At 49.5% G+C, this 15,469-nt stretch carries 13 protein-coding genes; 8 read left to right on the top strand and 5 right to left on the bottom strand.

Annotation, left to right across the window (positions count from 1 at the left end):
* Positions 1-18: 18 nt before the first annotated feature.
* Positions 19-3,264, bottom strand: coding sequence for a SusC/RagA family TonB-linked outer membrane protein (locus BGO59_RS28535; RefSeq protein WP_293689512.1), 3,246 nt, complete (start codon positions 3,262-3,264; stop codon positions 19-21).
* A gap of 742 nt (positions 3,265-4,006) precedes the next feature.
* On the opposite strand from BGO59_RS28535, the gene BGO59_RS28540 reads away from it, so the two are divergent.
* On the top strand, positions 4,007-5,059 hold the full coding sequence (locus BGO59_RS28540) for a DUF4097 family beta strand repeat-containing protein (protein WP_293689515.1): 1,053 nt from the start codon (positions 4,007-4,009) through the stop codon (positions 5,057-5,059).
* A 79-nt stretch (positions 5,060-5,138) separates the two neighbouring features.
* Complete coding sequence (locus BGO59_RS28545; RefSeq protein WP_293689518.1) at positions 5,139-5,489, top strand: hypothetical protein; 351 nt, start codon at positions 5,139-5,141, stop codon at positions 5,487-5,489.
* A 10-nt stretch (positions 5,490-5,499) separates the two neighbouring features.
* Here BGO59_RS28545 and BGO59_RS28550 read toward each other — a convergent pair whose 3' ends face one another.
* Together BGO59_RS28550 and BGO59_RS28555 are read right to left on the bottom strand one after the other, a co-directional pair.
* Positions 5,500-6,051, bottom strand: coding sequence for a biopolymer transporter ExbD (locus BGO59_RS28550; RefSeq protein ID WP_293689521.1), 552 nt, complete (start codon positions 6,049-6,051; stop codon positions 5,500-5,502).
* Between the two features lie 5 nt (positions 6,052-6,056).
* Entirely contained in the window at positions 6,057-6,605 is a 549-nt protein-coding gene (locus tag BGO59_RS28555; protein ID WP_293689524.1) for a biopolymer transporter ExbD, read from the bottom strand.
* Positions 6,606-6,705: 100 nt separating this feature from the next.
* Between BGO59_RS28555 and BGO59_RS28560 the strand changes: the two genes are divergently transcribed.
* From BGO59_RS28560 to BGO59_RS28570, 3 genes are all read left to right on the top strand, one after another.
* Entirely contained in the window at positions 6,706-7,182 is a 477-nt protein-coding gene (locus BGO59_RS28560) for a DUF1648 domain-containing protein (protein ID WP_293689526.1), read from the top strand.
* A 29-nt stretch (positions 7,183-7,211) separates the two neighbouring features.
* Positions 7,212-10,277 (top strand): FAD-binding and (Fe-S)-binding domain-containing protein, encoded by a 3,066-nt coding sequence (locus tag BGO59_RS28565; RefSeq protein WP_293689528.1) that lies wholly within the window; start codon positions 7,212-7,214, stop codon positions 10,275-10,277.
* A 138-nt stretch (positions 10,278-10,415) separates the two neighbouring features.
* The gene (locus tag BGO59_RS28570) at positions 10,416-11,468 is read left to right on the top strand and encodes a hypothetical protein (protein WP_293689530.1); all 1,053 of its coding nucleotides are present in this window, start codon (positions 10,416-10,418) and stop codon (positions 11,466-11,468) included.
* A gap of 91 nt (positions 11,469-11,559) precedes the next feature.
* Here the strand turns inward: BGO59_RS28570 and BGO59_RS28575 are convergent, their stop codons facing one another.
* Positions 11,560-12,465 (bottom strand): hypothetical protein, encoded by a 906-nt coding sequence (locus BGO59_RS28575; RefSeq protein ID WP_293689533.1) that lies wholly within the window; start codon positions 12,463-12,465, stop codon positions 11,560-11,562.
* Positions 12,466-12,545: 80 nt separating this feature from the next.
* Between BGO59_RS28575 and BGO59_RS28580 the strand changes: the two genes are divergently transcribed.
* Entirely contained in the window at positions 12,546-13,226 is a 681-nt protein-coding gene (locus tag BGO59_RS28580; protein ID WP_293689536.1) for a DUF1080 domain-containing protein, read from the top strand.
* 293 nt (positions 13,227-13,519) lie between these two features.
* Here BGO59_RS28580 and BGO59_RS28585 read toward each other — a convergent pair whose 3' ends face one another.
* Positions 13,520-13,741: a hypothetical protein gene (locus BGO59_RS28585; protein ID WP_293689539.1), complete on the bottom strand. Its 222-nt coding sequence runs from the start codon at positions 13,739-13,741 to the stop codon at positions 13,520-13,522.
* A 123-nt stretch (positions 13,742-13,864) separates the two neighbouring features.
* Here BGO59_RS28585 and BGO59_RS28590 point away from each other — a divergent pair, with 123 nt between their 5' ends.
* Together BGO59_RS28590 and BGO59_RS28595 are read left to right on the top strand one after the other, a co-directional pair.
* Complete coding sequence (locus tag BGO59_RS28590) at positions 13,865-15,340, top strand: acyl-CoA synthetase (protein ID WP_293689542.1); 1,476 nt, start codon at positions 13,865-13,867, stop codon at positions 15,338-15,340.
* 3 nt (positions 15,341-15,343) lie between these two features.
* Positions 15,344-15,466, top strand: coding sequence for a hypothetical protein (locus tag BGO59_RS28595; protein ID WP_262508068.1), 123 nt, complete (start codon positions 15,344-15,346; stop codon positions 15,464-15,466).
* The last annotated feature ends 3 nt before the right edge of the window (positions 15,467-15,469 follow it).

Genomic DNA, 15,469 nt, shown 5'->3' on the forward strand with positions numbered 1-15,469 from the left:
TATCCATTATCCATTTAATTAGTAGTTGATTTTTATACTGAACAGCAATGACTTCGTGTTCGGGCTGTTGAAGTAATCCTGTCCGCGCGAGTTGCTGGCTCCATTGAGTGCCGTTTCGGGATCGATCCCCACCATCTTTGTCCACAGTACCGGATTTCGGCCCGTTACGGTAATATCGATCGACTGCAACTTGCTCTTCTGGCGGAACTTGGGCGAGCTAATAGAGTACCCCAACGAAAGCTCACGGATACGGGTCCAGCTGGCATCGGTGATAAACTGCTCGACGAGTGTACTGAAACCGCCCCCAATGGATGTGTAATACGATTGATCGAGCAGTACAGGCCCCGCGCCAAAGTCTTTGATATTACCCCGAACGGTGCTGCCAGCAGCAATCGTTTTACCCGCGTAATTTTTCAGGTCCTGAGTCAGCGTCACCTCATTACCGACATCGGCATGGGTACCAAAGTTGTAGAGCGTTCCTCGGGTACCATTGTAGAAATCACCACCCTGGAATGTCTCAAAAAGTACATTCAGCGAGATTTTCTTGTACGTCAGATTCGTGCCGAAGCCTCCCCGATAATCCGGGTTTGGATCACCAATCACGCCGAACTGCGAGGCCACCTGCGGGAACCCATTGGCGTTCAGGTTAAGCGAGCCATCATCTTTCCGGAGATAGGTCCCTCCATAGAGTGCCGACATGGCATAGCCCACTTTCGCAACGGTACTGGCGGTTGTACTGAATCCTCCTAACGTAATAATGTCCGTTCCGGCCAGGTTCGTTACCCGGTTTATGTTTCGGCTCAGGTTTCCGAATACATTCCAATTAAAACCACTCTTATTCAGCAGGTTGTAATTAAATTCTACTTCCCAGCCCTTGTTGGTCATCGACCCGGCGTTGGTGTATTTGGAGGTATAGCCCGTCGACCCGGCCACCGCTACATTGAGCAACAGGTTGGTAATCTCGTTCTGGTAATAGGTGAAACCAGCCGTCAGGCGGTTGTTCAGGAAACGAAGATCCGTACCCACTTCCCATTCGGTTTTCCGTTCGGGTTGCAGAAAAGGGTCGCCCTGAGTAGCACTGCGCACATACGCGCCATTGCCATAGCCAGCACCACTGAGCGTATTGGCCCAACTGCTGAACGAGGCATTTACGTACGTTGTGGTGTTCCGATAGGCATCGGGTTGCACGCCCACCGTACCGTAAGAAGCCCGCAGTTTACCGAACGATAGAACAGGGCTGTCGCGAAACGCAGGAAGTTGCGTAAACTGCCAGGCCACATCGGCCGATGGATAGTAGAACGTCGATTTTGTCTGACTACCAAAGGTTGAGCCGGATTCCCCTGCCAGCGATGCATTGACATAGAGCTGATTATAAAAACCCAGGTTCAGGGTCGAATACAGGCGGGCCATCCGGCGGTGCGTGGTTGTCCGATAGGGCGCGTCGTTCGAGACCAGCGAGTTACCAAAATTAGCGGGTGCATCTGGAATGATGAACGTGTTCATAGTGCCACCCAGATTGAGGTATTTCCGGTCGTTGATATTAAAGCCTACAATGAGCGTACTCGTAATATTCTTGCCAAAATCCTTGAATATCCGGCCAATCAGGTCACCGTTCATCTCCGATTCTTTATAGATATTCTCCTCATAACTTCCCAAACCACTGTTGGAGGCCGAGTTTACCGGATAGTTCGTAATGCGGTGATCGGTGTTGGCATCAATACCGCCCCGTACCGTAACGTCGAACCAGGTGGCGGGTGTAATGAGCAGTTCTGAACTCATAATGAACCGATCAACCTCTGAAAAGTTGGTCAATTCATTGATCGCCCACAACGGGTCGTTATAGATTGGATTAGCCAGAGCACCCAGGTAATTTCGGTACGCCCGCTGCCGGTTCGGTATCGCACTGGCCGTTGGCGACGCAAAGTAATTCCCTTTATAATCGCGACTATCGAAATCGGTAGGGGTACGCAGGTAGCCAATGTACAGACCGTTTACGCTGTTACTCCGTTGAATCCGGTTCGAGGTCGTTCGGGCATAAGTGGCGTTGGTCGATGATTTTATAACATCGTTGAACCGACGTTCGGAGTTAAACCGGAGCGTAGTCCGATTATAATCGCTTTGCCCGTTGATAATCCCTTTCTGACGCAGATCGCCAAAGCTCAGGTAGAAATTCCCTTTTTCGTTTCCGCCACTGATCGACAGGTTATTATCGACATACGTACCCGTTCTGAAAACGGCGTCTTTCCGTATGTCGTTGTAGGTTTCCTTCGAATTTTTGGTGATAATGGGGTAATACGTCTTGCCACTATAAGCCTCAAAACGAGCCCCGTTCATATTGACAACATCGTCGCCCCCGGCCCGATTGGCAATTTTATCACCCCACGAATTGGCAACGGTCGGGTTATAAACGCCATCCGATCCCTGACCATAATTGCTTTGCAACGGATGCAGCAAATTAGGTTTATCGAACGAAACGGTAGAGCTAAACGAGATATTGACCTTATCGCTGTTGGCGCCTTTTTTGGTTGTGATCACAATCACCCCATTGGCAGCCCGTGAGCCCCACAAAGCCGCTGCCGAAGCCCCTTTCAGAATCTGCATCGATGCAATGTCTTCGGGGTTAATATCGTTCAGACGCGACTGCTGGGTTACCCCGGCAGCCCCGTCGCCCAGTGTCGAGTTGCTGATGGGAATACCATCTACAATAACCAGTGGCTGCGTCGAGCCCGTAATGGTGTTCTGTCCCCGAATCTGGATGTAGGAACCAGCTCCTGGGTCACCCGCCGATTTCGTAATCTGAACGCCAGCCGCTTTACCCGACATCCCGTTGATTACCCCCGTTTCGCCCGAGCGAACGATGTCTTTCGCTTCAATTTTGGAGGCTGTAGCTCCTCGTTTATCCGCATTCTCTTTAAACCCTAACGCACTCACAATCACTTCATCGAGCGAGGTTTCGTCGTGCTGTAACCGAACCGATATAGATGTCTGATTGCCAACGGTTACCTCGGCTGTTTTCATGCCGATAAATGAATAAATCAGTACCGCATTTTTGAACAGATTGTCGGGGATGGCAATGGAATACGTTCCTTCTGCGTTTGTTGATGCCCCAATGGTGGTGCCTTTGATCACTACGTTTACACCGGGAAGGCCTGAGTTATCTTCGCCGGACGTGACCGTACCTTTTATAACCCGGCCCTGTGCCCAAAGCTGAAGGGGGATAAAAAAGGCAAAAAGTACGATAAGAAGTAGTTGTTTGTGCTGCATTTCACTCCATGATTAGGTTAAAAAGAACACCTACGCCAGTGACTGACTGGTGCTAATGGAAAAAGAACAGGCGCTTTATTACGAAGAAAGAAATCTGAGCAAGGCAGGTACCACGCCCTTCCTCGTTGTTGTACTTAGAGACTTACTGATGCTGGCCAGGCATGCAACCGAACAACCTGTTGTCAGGCTATTTTTAATCCAAATATAATTCCAATAAAAACATAAAATCAATACTATATTTTTAATTAAAATATTTATTCACAATTTTATTCTAATATATTATTGAATATTTAAAATATTATTTCAAATTCTTTGATTATTTCAAAATAAAACCCAAAACAGCCTAAAAATTCAATCAATCAACTAAGTATTTTTTCAAGATAATTACCTGACTTATAAACAGTATTCAGCGCTACAGATCCGTATAAATAACTAGCAATAGTACCATTTTGCAATTTACGGCACTTTATTATGTGCCAATTAATGACCTAACGAAATACTATGGATCTTGGTAAAGCGTCATACCTGTCCGCCAATGAACAGCCATCTGTCCGCAGACGGACAGGCGAAATACCCTCCTTGCAATCAATGCACTAAAAATCAACAACTTACCTAAACTGGCACACCCCTTGCCAATCCATTCTTACCCGTATGGCTACTGCCCGACAGGTAACAACAAACGCTAATGCAACCTTCGTAAGCAAAACCGCATCTTTGGTACATCGAAATCAAAACCAATCGTATGAAACGGAATCAATTCTTCTTAACACTCCTCGGCGTAGCAACCCTCTCGCTGACAACCCTTGCCAATCGCCCTTCCGACGACCAACCCCCTTACCAGACCAAAACCTTTTCGGGCAATATCAACACCGTTCGGGCCGAAACCTCAGGCGGTAGCCTGACCGTAGAGGGCGGCTCAGGAAAAGAGGTAAAAGTGGAGATGTATGTACGGGGCAATAACGGCAACGGCAATCTGGACAAGTCAGAAATTGAGGAGCGGCTCAGAGATTACGACATCTCGATTACGCAGGAAGGCAACACAGTAGTGGCCACTGCCAAACGCCGGAACAACGACCGCGACTGGAAACGCTCGCTCAGCATTGGCTTCAAATTCTACACGCCCCGTAATATCGCTACCGACCTGCGCACTTCCGGGGGCAGCATTCACCTGGCAGCCCTGACCGGCACACAGAAATTCCGTACCAGTGGAGGTAGCCTGCACATGAGTGATGTGGATGGCGACATCAACGGCCAAACCTCGGGCGGCAGCATTCATCTGGACGGTTGTCAGGCAAACGGCTCCGGTGAAATCGACCTGCAAACCTCGGGCGGCTCCATCGAAGCCAAATCATCATCGGGCAAAATGCGGCTGCATACCTCAGGCGGTAGCATTCGCCTGACCAATCTGAAAGGTCCTATCGATGCCCAAACCAGTGGTGGTAGCGTGAATGGCGAAGATATTGAAGGCGACATCAAAGCGGGTACATCGGGCGGCTCGGTTCGCCTGGACAACATCGTGGGCAGCATCGACGCCAGCACCAGCGCCGGTGGGGTTGACGTAAGCATCAGCAAACTGACGGGCCCCATTCGTCTGTCGACCAGCGCTGGTAGCGTTCGCGTCAGAATGCCTCTTGATAAAGGCATCAGCTTAAACCTGAGTGGCAACCACATCAAAATCCCGCTGAGCAACTTCAGTGGCGACACAGACCGGAACCACATTAAAGGTACGCTCAATGGTGGTGGCATCCCCGTTACACTTTCGGCTTCGGCAGGCAGTGTATATGTGAACCAGTAAGCAATGAAAAATGTAGACTGAATAATGAACAATGTCTGAGGTGCATTGTCCATTATTCAGTCTACATTTTTCATTACGAATGAACGCTTCTTTTTTCGACCGCCGACTCCTCCTGAACATCCTCCTGACGCTGATCGGGAGCGCTTTTCTTCTGTATTGCATTCGCGTTGCCATAGCGGCCCATCTTCCTTACCTGGTCGCAACCCTTCTGGCTACGGGTTTGGGGTTTCTGGAACCCCGTAAAGGCTGGTTTCTGGCCATTGTCCAGGCAGCATCGATCTGGCTCGTCTACACGTTCGTTCTCGAACACCCGACCAATTCCTTTAACATCGAGCTACAGAATTTTGGTTTGTACGGTTCCATGATCCTGACATTTGTGGGTAGTTTTATCGGTAGCCGCCTGAAGCGCGTTTTTGATCGGGGGAAGTGAATGGCTTTTCTTACTCTTCTATTGAACAGTAAAAAGGCTCCATTTTCAGAAACAACGTTCCGCTACCTATTCGATTGTGGGTAAACAGCTGCTCATAATACGTCACCCCGCACTGCTCAAATCCGGTAAGTGTCGTAATCGGCAAATAAGGAATATCTACCTCTCTCAGCACATCCAGTGCTTCAGCTACATTGCGCATTGTAGCTAACTGAGTAGGCTTCACCCTAACAGCCATATCGCCGTCAGCTGCTTTTTTCAACCCTTCCAGTAATTTCGACAGATTGCCTGTTTCAGAACTGATCTGACTCAGTTCGACCATGTCATCACCATGCCAATGTTGCATAATACCAATCTGGTTTTTCGCCAGAAGGAAAAGAGTAACTACTTTTTTTGGAGTATGCTGGATCTCAAGCTTTCTGCATTCTTTGGGTACTGTAACGCCCATCATGTCAGGCTTTGTTGCCGCCTTCAACCAAACAAAGAATACGATCAGTAGTAAAGCCACACTCACAATAGGCTTAAAGTCAACGTGAAGAGAAGCAGATATTCGTCGTGTCAGCATAGCGATTAGATAATAGGTATTCTTTTAGCATATAAAGGAATCTGCATCAATACAGGAGTTGACGGGTTAGCCGCTTTATATCGTTTGTATTTCTCCAGCATAGCCTTCTCGTCGGCAGTCAGATCGTACCCCAGATGAAACCCGATATGCCCAAGAATTTGCAGTTCGTCCAGCACGTCAACAATATTTTTGAAAGTTGCCTGATTCGTAGGTTTAATCAGGACGATAGCCCCATACTCGTGGTTCAGGCTGATGCTCAGTAGCTGCTTCCTGATGCCTTCAACGGAGTAATCGGTTTCTAAAAACTCCGCATTCGAGCCATCGGGTCGATACGTCAGAAAACCTATTCGATTGTTGGCCAAAAGGAATACGTGTGCATCTGGTTTCGGATGCTCTGCACAGAAAATCTTCTTGGTATTACGAATAGATGTAGACATGATAGCAGGCTTTTGCACCGTTTTGATCAGCATAAAGAAGGTAAGCAGTAAAAAGGCAAGATCGACAAAGGGGGTAAAGTCAACGCGAATGGGTGTAGATGTTCGGCGGAAAGTCATAGTGGTAGTCGTTTGCTGATGGATGCAGGTAAGCGATCAATTCCATAAGTCACTATGCTTTCCTACCTTCGATGCATCCATTCCCTCCATACGTACAGACATGACTACTTATGAACGCACGGCCAATTGGCTGACCATATTGCTGCTTACGCTTCTAACAGTCCTTTCCATAGTTGGTGCGGTATGGCTCCCCAGTCCAATAGCCATTCATTACAACCTACAGGGCCAGCCTGACCGATGGGGTAGCCCGGCAACCTTATTGATACTACCTGTGATCGCTGTATTTACGACCAGCCTGCTATGGGTTTCTCAAAAAATCCATCCCGATTTCATGAACTTTCCAGGTCCACGTACTTCGGAGAATGTCGCCCGCCAGCTAGGAAATATCCGTTTGATGACTGCCAGCCTGCGGCTGTTTGTGGTGAGCTTATTTCTGCTGATACAGGGGCAATCGATTTGGGCTAAATTTTACAATCATGACCAGCTTTCTGGCTGGACAATACCGTGCATGATCAGCTTCGTGTTCGTGCTTGTTGGTTTCTTTGTCTGGAGAGCTTACAAACTGGTTCCGAAGTAGTGAACTTAGTTTATTCGTACATTTGACCTATGTTTCGTCTTCCTCATAAACCGCCTTTTGCCTCCCTGGAACCTTCATTTGAAGGGGACCTCTATTTCGATGAATCACCCGAACACACCGCCCAGCGTTTACTCTACGCAACGGATGCATCGGTTTATCAGGAGATGCCTATCGCGGTAGCCCTACCCAGATCGGTCGCCGACATCAAACGACTGCTACGATTCGCCCAGCAACATGGGTTGGGCTTGATTCCTCGTGCCGCCGGAACCTCACTAGCCGGTCAGGTCGTAGGCAGCGGCATCGTGGTCGATATTTCCAAATATTTCGGAACCATTCAGGAGGTCAATGCCGCCGAACGATGGGTACGTGTACAACCTGGCGTTATCCGCGACGATCTGAACGCCTTTCTGAAACCACATGGTCTGCTGTTCGGTCCCGAAACCAGTACCGCCAGCCGGGCTATGATCGGCGGAATGATCGGCAACAACTCCTGTGGCCTTCACTCCATCATCTGGGGCACCACCCGCGATCATCTGCTCGAAGTTCGGGCCGTTCTGAGCGACGGTGCGGAGGTCACATTTGGCCCATTGACACAGGAGCAGTTCGACGCGAAATGCCGGGGCGAAAACGTAGTTAGCCCACTCGAACAACGAATTTACGTACAATTCCGCGACTGGCTTTCCAAACCCGAAGTCCAGCAACACATTCGCGAAGGCTATCCAAAACCAACCGTCACCCGCCGAAATACAGGGTATGCGCTGGATGCGCTATTGAATTTTTTTAGCGGGGAGAAGGGAGAAGGGAGAAGGGAGCAGGAAAATGTGAGTTCGGCTTCCCTTATTACCCAGCCCGCTGCGCCTTGCTCCCCGTACTTCAACTTTGCCAACCTCATTGCAGGGTCAGAAGGAACGCTCTGCTTTATTGTCGAAGCGAAGTTGAATCTGCTGCCGTTGCCGCCTAAAGAAACGGCCCTGGTCTGCGCGCACTTTTCAACGATTCGCCAATCGCTGGAAGCCAATCTGGTAGCACTGGCGCATCATTGTGCGGCCTCGGAACTGGTCGATGATTACATCCTGCAACTGACCAAAACCAACATCGAGCAAACCAAAAACCGGGCGTTTGTCGAAGGAGATCCTAAGGCTATTCTGATGGTCGAGTTTTTCGATGACACCAAAGAAGGGGTTACCCAAAAAGCGAATGCGTTTGTTGATGTGCTGAAAGAAAAGGGATTGGGCTACACCTATCCGATTCTGTTCGACGAAGAAACAAAAAAGCCCTGGGCACTGCGAAAAGCGGGACTCAGCATCATGTACAATATTCCGGGTGACGCAAAACCGGCCAACGTGATCGAAGATACGGCCGTTGATGTTCGTGACCTGCCCGACTACATCGATGAACTGGATCGGATGGCCTGGGAGAATCACGGCCTGAAACTCGAATACTCGGCCCATGCCGGAGCGGGTGAAATCCACGTTCTACCACTTATCAATCTGAAATCGTCGGAAGGGCGCGCCAATTTCCGGGCCTTGCTGATGGATACAGCGCAGTTGGTCAAAAAATATGGTGGCTCTTTATCGGGTGAGCATGGCGACGGGCGGCTCCGGGGCGAATTCATTGCCTATATGCTGGGGCCAGAAAATTATCAGTTGTGCAAAGAGGTCAAAACCCTTTGGGACCCCCACAACACCTTCAACCCCGGCAAAGTCATCGACCCGCCACCGATGAACGAGTCGTTGCGGTCGGAAGCCGATGTAGTGATTTCGCAACCCAAAACCGTTTTCGACTTTTCGAAAGATGGCGGTTTACTCGAACTGGCGGAAAAATGCTCTGGCTCCGGCGACTGCCGTAAAACCGAAATTTCGGGCGGCACCATGTGCCCAAGTTACATGGCCACCCGGCGGGAACGCGATACCACCCGCGCCCGCGCCAATATTCTCCGGCATTTTTACAGTAATCAATCGGCCCCTACTGAGCTGGACTACGAAGCAGCTAAAGAAGTACTCGACTTGTGCCTGTCGTGCAAAGGCTGCAAAGCCGAATGCCCGTCGAGTGTCGATATGGCGCGCATGAAAGCCGAATTCACACAACAGCATTACCATGAGAAAGGTGTTCCGCTACGGGCCAAACTCGTTGGTAACTTCACGAAGATGATGTCGTTGGCTAGTTTAGCTCCCTGGGCTTACAACGCCATTTACAACGCTCCTGCCCTTCGCCGGGTAGCCAACCAACTGGTCGGTTTCCACCCCGACCGAACCATGCCGCATTTAGCGGATACGACGTTGAAGAAGTGGTTTTTGAAAAGGAGTGAGGAGCGAGGAGTGAGGAGCGCGAATAGCTTGCGCCAGCGCTCCTCACTCCTCGCTCCTCACTCCTCGCTCCTTTTTTTCTGCGATGAATTTACCAATTACAACGACGTGGAAGTTGGACAGAAAGCGATTCAGTTGCTGGAACGACTGGGCTATACGGTCACAATTCCCGACCATGCCGAGAGTGGCCGAACCTACCTGTCGAAAGGCCTGGTTGATGAAGCTCGAAAGCTCGCTATTCGAAACGTGACCCTGCTGAAAGACCAGGTAACCGCCGAAACGCCGTTGATAGGCTTAGAACCTTCGGCCATTCTAACCTTCCGCGACGAATACCCTGATCTGGTGCCTACTGAACTGAAAGCCGATGCCCAGCGCATTGCCAAAAACGTTTTTCTGTTCGAGGAATGGCTGGCTCAGGAAGTTGACGCCGGACGAGTGAACAAAAGTTTATTTACCGAAGAAGCCAGACTGGTGAAAGTACACGGCCATTGCCATCAAAAAGCGCTCTCGTCGATGGTTCCGGTAAAAAAGGTGCTATCCTTACCCGCCAATTACAACGTACAGTTAATACCATCCGGCTGTTGCGGAATGGCCGGGTCGTTTGGGTATGAAGCGGAACATTACGAACTATCGATGCAAATCGGGGAGTTAGTCTTGTTCCCTACGGTACGAAAAGCTGAAACGGCTATCATTTCGGCTGCCGGTACAAGTTGCCGCCATCAGATCAAGGATGGAACTGGCCGAAAGGCCCAGCACCCCGCCGAGATTTTATTTGATGCGCTGTTGTGATTCTTTTCCGACAGGATTTACAGGATGAACAGGATTTTTGGCTTATAAATGGATAATCCTGCTCATTCTGTAAATCCTGTCGGAAAACCTTTTGCGTTTCCAGTAGTTCTTTTTAAACCTAAAACGTTCACAGTTCTCATGGAAAATTCAAATTCATCAGCCCTTAGCGATGGCGCTCAACAGGCCAATCTGGTGTCGAACGAAAACGCAGAAGCGATGTTCGGTGCCGATCAGGGCGAAACAAATATGGTCAAACTCGTCGACGGTAAACTGACTCCTATTGGTGATACCGACGATGACGTTGTGGATGAACAACTTCGTAATCGGTATAGCTCCGACGAAGAACGAACCGTACAGGGCGATCCATCGCGGGGAAAAACGTACGAAAATTCGGAAGCCTCATTGCACGTAGGCGAAGGTGTCGATGAAGCCATCTTACCGAATGATCCAATTGCTGTTGCCGATATTACGGGAAATCCGGATTCGGGTTCAACGATAGCAACTGGCCTTCCATCGGAAGACGAACCCAACAATTCGACCAATTCGGACTCGAAAAGCACATCGACCAATTCGTTTGCAGGCTGGAATTATATTGGCGGAGGCCAACCGTTGAGCAGCAACGGGATTCAGAACATGGTTCCGCCTACACCCGGTACACCCGATCCAACGCAGCCTATTCCACCAACGCCCGGTGTGCCTCCGGAAACGCCCCCTACTCCACCCACACCCGGCCCTGAAATCCCTGACTTACCGGATACCCCAAAGCCAGCCGTTCCCGATATTCGGAATGGCCTTACTCCATTGAGCACATTCACAGCTACGGTAGCGGCTCCGGCCGAACCGAAGTCGGCCAATGCAGAGAAGGGTACGCAATACGAAGGGATTCATAAGGATATAGCCGAAGCAGCAAAAGCCGTTCCGGGTACGGAGGAAGGTATGGAAGACGCTCCTGATACGGGTGATTCGGCTCGGCCCTACGATGTAAATGCCAAAGATCCAGCTCAGAACCAACCCGGCGAACGGCCTGAAGAAGGCCGGGAAGCAGAAAAGTTACCCCGCGAAATGGCCGATGAAAGTAGCATTGCGGCACAAAATATGATTTCTGGACCCGATCGTTCCGACCAGAAATCGACCGAAGGGCTCGACCGGAAATACAACGACCTGGACGCTACCCGCGACATGGCAACCTAGTGACTGAATACTCCAAAATCTGAAAGCGCCCAAAACAGTGAATGATTACTGTTGAGGGCGCTTTCAGATTTATAAATGACTTGATTAATAGCTATTTTTTTAGTTCGCTCTTTACTCTTCGCACAAACTCGTCTGAGACACTCGCGAAATTGGCGACTTCTGCATCCGTAAATTTCTCAGCAAGCAGCAGTTTACGGACCACTTCAATGCTTTTTTGCTCATATCCTTCTTCCAAGCCTTCTTCTCTGGCTAGCATTTTAATTGTGTCGATGATACCCATAGCTTTCTGACTTCCGGTTAGCAGTTCAATCTCCTTATCAAAGTTACGATTTATGTCTGGATCTCCAATGTAGACAAACGTCTTCAAAAAGAACAGAAAACGTTGTATTTGTTCGCTGTCGTAGCGTTGGCTTTGAATCAACGCTTTGGCAATGGTCAGTCGTTCTTCCCCCAGTTCTTTTTCAGGAATTTTGCCTAACAACAAAGCTTTCTGGGCCGCCAGAACGATGAGCGCAAACGGATTAGCCATTGCTATCAACTCACTTTCCGAATGATCGAGAATATGGTAAGCGTTGTATTTGTACGTGATCTCAGTTCCTAAAAACCGTTTGTGGTACTGATCCGGTCGGGGTTGATTTTTACCACCTGTAAACACCGCCAGGGCAACAATATCCACTTCATACCGATCATAAATACGGTACCAGTATTGCAACATCCGATGAGCGAATCCACGCGTATCGTCACCCTGAATTTCCAGGTGTACTAAAATCCATTCTTCAGTACCGTCCAGCAGCCAGGCTTTGACCAGCATATCTACAAATCGGGAACCACCCTGCTTTTCCAGTTCGGGAAAGAGTTCGCTCAACTCCTTGTCCATGAACTCAAAACCTCGGTTCATGTCGAATAACTCGTCAGCCTCTGGAAAGAAAAATCGTAATAAATCAGGAAAAGCTTCCTCAAAAGCGCTTTTCAATAAAATGTCGTTCTTTCTACGCATCGGGCAAAGATAGACGATGTGCGGACGTGTAGTTAAAATCCACTGTTCCAGTTACCTTTATCTCAAAAATTCTAATCTCCATGAAACGATTACTGATTCTGAGCGTACTCTTTTGTCCATTATCCTTCACATTTCCCCCAAAATGGACCTCGTTATTTGACGGAAAAACGATAAAAGGCTGGCACAGCTACCATAAAGATGGGATTGTTGGCTGGTATGTCGAAGATGGGGCCATGACACCCGACGGTACGGGCGGTGATCTCGTTACGGATAAGGAATACGAAAACTTTGAGCTGGAGTTTGAATTCAAAATCCCCAAAGGCAGCAACAGTGGTGTGGTGTATAAAATCATCGACAGCCCGGAAATTAAGTCAACCTACATGTCGGGGCCAGAGTATCAGGTGATTGACGACAAAGGCTATCTGGATGGTGACGGAAAACCCTATAAGTTGAAAGATACGCAGTTAACCGGTGCCAACTACGACATGATTCCCCCGGCCGATATGAATGCAGCCAAAGCACCGGGCGAGTGGAACAAAGGCCGTATTGTAGTAAACAAAAACCATGTGGAGCACTTCCTGAACGGCAAAAAAATGGTCGATTACGAATACGGTTCCGACAACTGGAAAGCACTGGTTGCCAAAAGTAAGTTTGCCAACTGGCCTTACGCAACGCCCCATGCAAAAGGCAAAATCGCCCTTCAGAACCACAGCCCCAAAGAGCGTGTCTGGTACCGGAATATCCAGATTCGGGAATTATAAAGAACTAGTCAGTTGTGGTCCGTTGCCTTCGGCGTCATTCATGGTCATTAGTCGCATTCCAATAATAACAATCCCTGACGCCGAAGGCAACGGACCACGAATGCAACTGGCTTATTTTTTACGTTTCCAGTCATTTAGTTTTTTCCGCAAAGCCTCTACTGCGTTTATTGTATTATTGATGCCATACACAATCAAATTCAAGTATGGCCTCTGTCACCACACCGCTTATCACCACCCAGTTTCGCGCCCGCTTCCAGAATTTGTTCGGGTGGAGCATCAACCATAATCATCCGTCATGCCTGCGTACGGGCTGCTCCACTGGCCTGCACAACAACAGCCCCTTTCCCCGGCACGATTGACCCGATACCATAAACGCTGTACGTACAGGAGGCCCCCGCTATCCCAATGGCTTTGGTTTGAGGATCAATAAGTATGATCGACCAGGTTGCGTAAGCCTGTATGACGCTAGCGGTCAGTACCAAACCAATCAGACTCAATCGTTGAAGAGCTTTCATGTGGAAGAAAGTAGTATAGACATTTTTGGGTAACTTACGATTCTGTAGGTATATCGCCAATACATTTGGCAAACCAACACTGGTTAATAGGGTAACAAGCTGCTAATCGCTACTTTGGGGTCTATGATTCATCTTATTCAGCAAGCTCATCGCCATTCATCCACTACGGCCATTCTGGCTAACGGTCAAGGATATACGTACAAACAACTGCTGGAGGATTCGGCAGCGTTTAGCCAGCAGTTGCTCAACGGCCAGAGCGATCTTGCCGAAGCACGCGTAGCCTTCATGGTCGAGCCGGGGTACGACTATGTACGAGTGCAATGGGGCATCTGGCGTGCCGGGGGTATCGCGGTGCCGCTCTGCATTACGTATCCGCCAGCCTCCCTGCAATATGTGATCGACGATACGGCAGCCAGCATTATAGTAGCCTCTGCCCGATACACGTCTGTTCTCCAACCACTTGTTGACGCTAAGAATCTGCGTTTTATCGAGCTAACTCATCCAGAAAGCAATCCGCCTGTTGAACTGCCCGACGTTGACCCAGCGCGGGGCGCGATGATTCTGTATACCAGTGGCACAACGAATCTGCCTAAAGGGGTGGTGAGCACACACGCCAATCTGGAAGCGCAGATGACAACCCTCGTCGAAGCCTGGGAATGGCAGCCAAGCGATCATATTCTTTGCGTATTGCCCCTGCATCATGTGCATGGTATTGTCAACGTAATCGGGTGTGCGCTCTGGTCAGGCGCCTGTTGTGAGTTTCTGCCAGAATTTTCGCCCGCAGCCGTCTTCAACGCCTTTCAGCAGGGAGCCATTAATCTGTTTATGGCTGTGCCGACCATTTATTTCAAACTGATTGCCTATTGGGAAGGGCTACCGACCAATGAGCAGCAGGCTCTGACAAACACGATGCGCTCGTTCCGGCTGATGGTTTCTGGATCCGCAGCCTTGCCCGTGACGGTCATGGAGAAGTGGGAACGGGTCAGTGGTCATGTGCTGCTGGAACGCTATGGTATGACCGAAATTGGTATGGCGATCAGCAATCCGTATCGAGGGCAACGGGTGCCAGGGCATATTGGCCAGCCGCTACCGGGCGTTGGTGTTCGACTGGTAGATGAAGAAAATAATCCAGTAGCCGACGGCCAGCCTGGCGAAATTCAGGTGAAAGGGCCGACCGTATTCCGCGAGTACTGGCAGCGGCCACAGGCTACTCAGGAGGCCTTTACCCCAGATGGCTGGTTCCGAACGGGCGATGTAGCGGTGGTTGACGAAGGAAGTTATAAAATTCTGGGACGCAGCTCGGTCGATATTATTAAGTCAGGCGGCTACAAGCTGTCGGCGCTTGAAATCGAAGAGGTATTACGCACGCATCCAGCCATCGGCGATTGCGGTGTTATCGGACTGCCCGACGAAGAATGGGGCGAAATTGTGGGCGCGGTACTGGTGACCAAAGAGCCGATTGACCTAACCGACCTGAACCAGTGGATGCGCACCCGAATGCCTGCTTACAAAGTACCGCGCCATTATCGGATTGTGACCGAACTGCCCCGTAATGCCATGGGTAAAGTGACGAAAAACGACTTAAAACAAATTTTCTGACCAATGGACTTTCTGACTGCGTTTCCGTACTGGTTCATTATCGTGATCATGATTCTCAACGCCATTGCAGTTCAGTTCATGAACATCGACATCCGTAACGACGACAAAAAAATGGATAATGAGTAATGG

Origin of the sequence: Spirosoma sp. 48-14, assembly GCF_001898575.1 — a bacterium.
Lineage (GTDB): Bacteria > Bacteroidota > Bacteroidia > Cytophagales > Spirosomataceae > Spirosoma.